This window comes from Shewanella sp., assembly GCF_051658185.1.
GTDB lineage: Bacteria > Pseudomonadota > Gammaproteobacteria > Enterobacterales > Shewanellaceae > Shewanella.
In genome coordinates, this window is record NZ_JBOFMC010000109.1 from 1 (window position 1) to 2,523 (window position 2,523).

1 protein-coding gene is annotated in these 2,523 nt (G+C 49.9%); it reads right to left on the minus strand.

All coding sequences use genetic code 11. From position 1 onward, the window contains the following. Window positions 1-2,523, minus strand: a 2,523-nt coding sequence (locus ACRCZA_RS04545) for a M66 family metalloprotease (RefSeq protein WP_438673284.1), incomplete at both ends; no start/stop codon positions are given.

Below are 2,523 nucleotides of genomic sequence, written 5' to 3' on the forward strand. Positions count from 1 at the left end.
ACTTGGGCACATTGATTCGCACTATTGACAAAACCCGCACCATAGAAAGGTGAGCGAGTGATGCTGCACAGTGGCTGATCAGCGTCGGATTTGGCCTTAATTCGCTCGCCGGTATGCTCTGGATCCCAGAGTGATAACCATTGGAACTGATTCAGTGGCGACTCAAGCCGTTGCGCGGTGCCATCTTGGATGACCGAAATGTCATCACCGCCGCTGCAGCGATAATCGTTAGTCACCAACTGTTCAACGAAACCATGCACAGTGTGTGTGGTGCCATTAATGGCAAGCTCAAAACGGCACAGTGGCAGTTTTTGGCTGCCCACAGTCATAGTGGCAATGTTATTAAGGTCGCGCTTACTTAAGTTGTTGTAATCCATTGCATCGCTGTGATCAAACCAGCCTTGTCCAACATTACTGGTGAGCACTTGGTAGCCATGTTCTTGACCGATGATGACTGCAGGTGGCAAATCCTCTAACCCCGTATCGGCTGAGGGGATTAACGTATCGAGCACTTTCACCCCTTGCGCATCTTCGCAGCGTAAGGAAACGCTGGCCAGTTCCTGCTGCGGCAAGTTGAGGTGGAACTTATTGCTTTGGCTACTATTTTCCCGGTGAGCGGTTAAATCAAATGCCATGGTTTGGCCATTTTTACTGACGACATCGAGGCGGCACACATTAATGTGAATGTATTGTCCTTGCTCAATATTGTCGCCTTTGATGGCATAAGCCCACAGTGCATTATTGGTGTGTTTTATCCCGGGTATTTGCACGCATTTATTGTCTTGCACAAAACCGGCACCGTTGTGGCTTGGATTGTTGATATCTTTAAGTAAACAGATATTCACTTCGCCGATCTCGGGTGTTGGGGTGTAGACCATTTTGCCACGGCCGTAGGAGTACAGCAGAGAGTAATCGCCTGCCGCCGAGACCATGTTTTGCAAGGTGCCAGCAATATTCCAGCGCATATCATCACTGGTGCGGCAGGTATTGGTTTGTTGATCTACGTGGCCCACCAAGTTAACGCTGTCACCACTGGTCGGGCTAAAGCTAAATTGGCACAAGGTTTTATAACTGCCATTATCAACAATGGTTTTCCAGCCCGACAGCGATAATTGCTCGGCAGTTAACTCACGGTATGGGTGCCAACCTCCTTCAAGGTAGGCGCCGGTTTCGGCAGGTTGGTAGTCGGTGGCAGGGGCTAGCTGAAAGACATTACCGTAGTTACCATACAGCACCGGGTAAATTTGGCTCGGCAGATCACCCAGTGGATCGTAAATGCCCACTAAAGTGGTGACCGGTACGCCGGTTTGTAGCGCGGCAGGGGCGCTGGTTTCGGCGTTGACATAGCGTTGCTGTGCTTGATCCCATTTTACATAATACGCATTGGCATCAGGCGCTTGATTAAAGCCGTTATTGAGCCAGTTTTGCACTCGGCGCGCTTGGGTAGGATGCTCAAAGGTAAAGTGACTGACTAAGCCCACTTTGCGCGATTCGCCGCCGGCTTGCGCATCACGTAAAAAGCGGAACGTATCTAAATAAGGTAATGATGTTTCGCCTCCATAGGTCATTTCGAGTGGCGCGCCACGCCAATCGATATTGCCAATAAAGCGTTTAAATACGGCATCCCAGCCCCAACCACTTTCCATATCATGCACAGAGGCCATGCTTGGGTAATGGCCTAGGCCGAAATTATGACCCACTTCATGGGACCATTCATTACCTGTGGTATCTTCCAACGTTAAAATACCGCCGCCGCCACTGCCGCCATGGACAACCGTTTTGCTGGCACCGGTTTCTGGGTTGGTATACACGCCAACATTGGTATGGGCAGTGATGTGGTTAAAGCGGCGATTATAGGTTTGTGAATCGCCAGCTGAGGTGGTTATGCCGACGTTGGCGTTATTAATGCCGATAGAGATTAACGCCTTACCAATGGAGCCGCGCATATCACCACTGTGCCAACCGCCATCGGTGTCGCTGCGCTCGGTGTAAATTTTGCCATTAGGCATGGTGACTTTCTCAAAATAGGCCGGCGCATATTGACCAATAACCAGTTTTGATACCGGAATTTTTTGGAAATAATCGGCCGCATGCTCGGCGGTATTATTGGCCATGGTATTGCGGCCACGAGGCTGGGTTAGCATACCCATATCGATATTTTGGAAGACCAATTCAGGTGCACCACCAAAGACAATATTGTGTTGGGCTAACTCAGAGGTTCGGCCATGGTTATCGATAAAGCGCAGCGATAAGCCCGGTTTTACCCAATGCCACGGCAGTGGCAAACTCCACACATCATGGCTAAAAATCACCATCGGGCGGCCATCGACAGCATATTGGTCGGTCTTGGGTTGGTTAGCGGGCGAGAGCATGCTCTCACGGCTGATAAGCTCACCCTCTTGATATACTTCTACCCATAATTGGTTGATATCTTGAGCTTTAGGACTCAAAAGCAGCATGGCTTCACGGTGCATCACCACATCTGGGGTGTTTAATTCATCGTTACCAAAAGGCGCGGTTAAG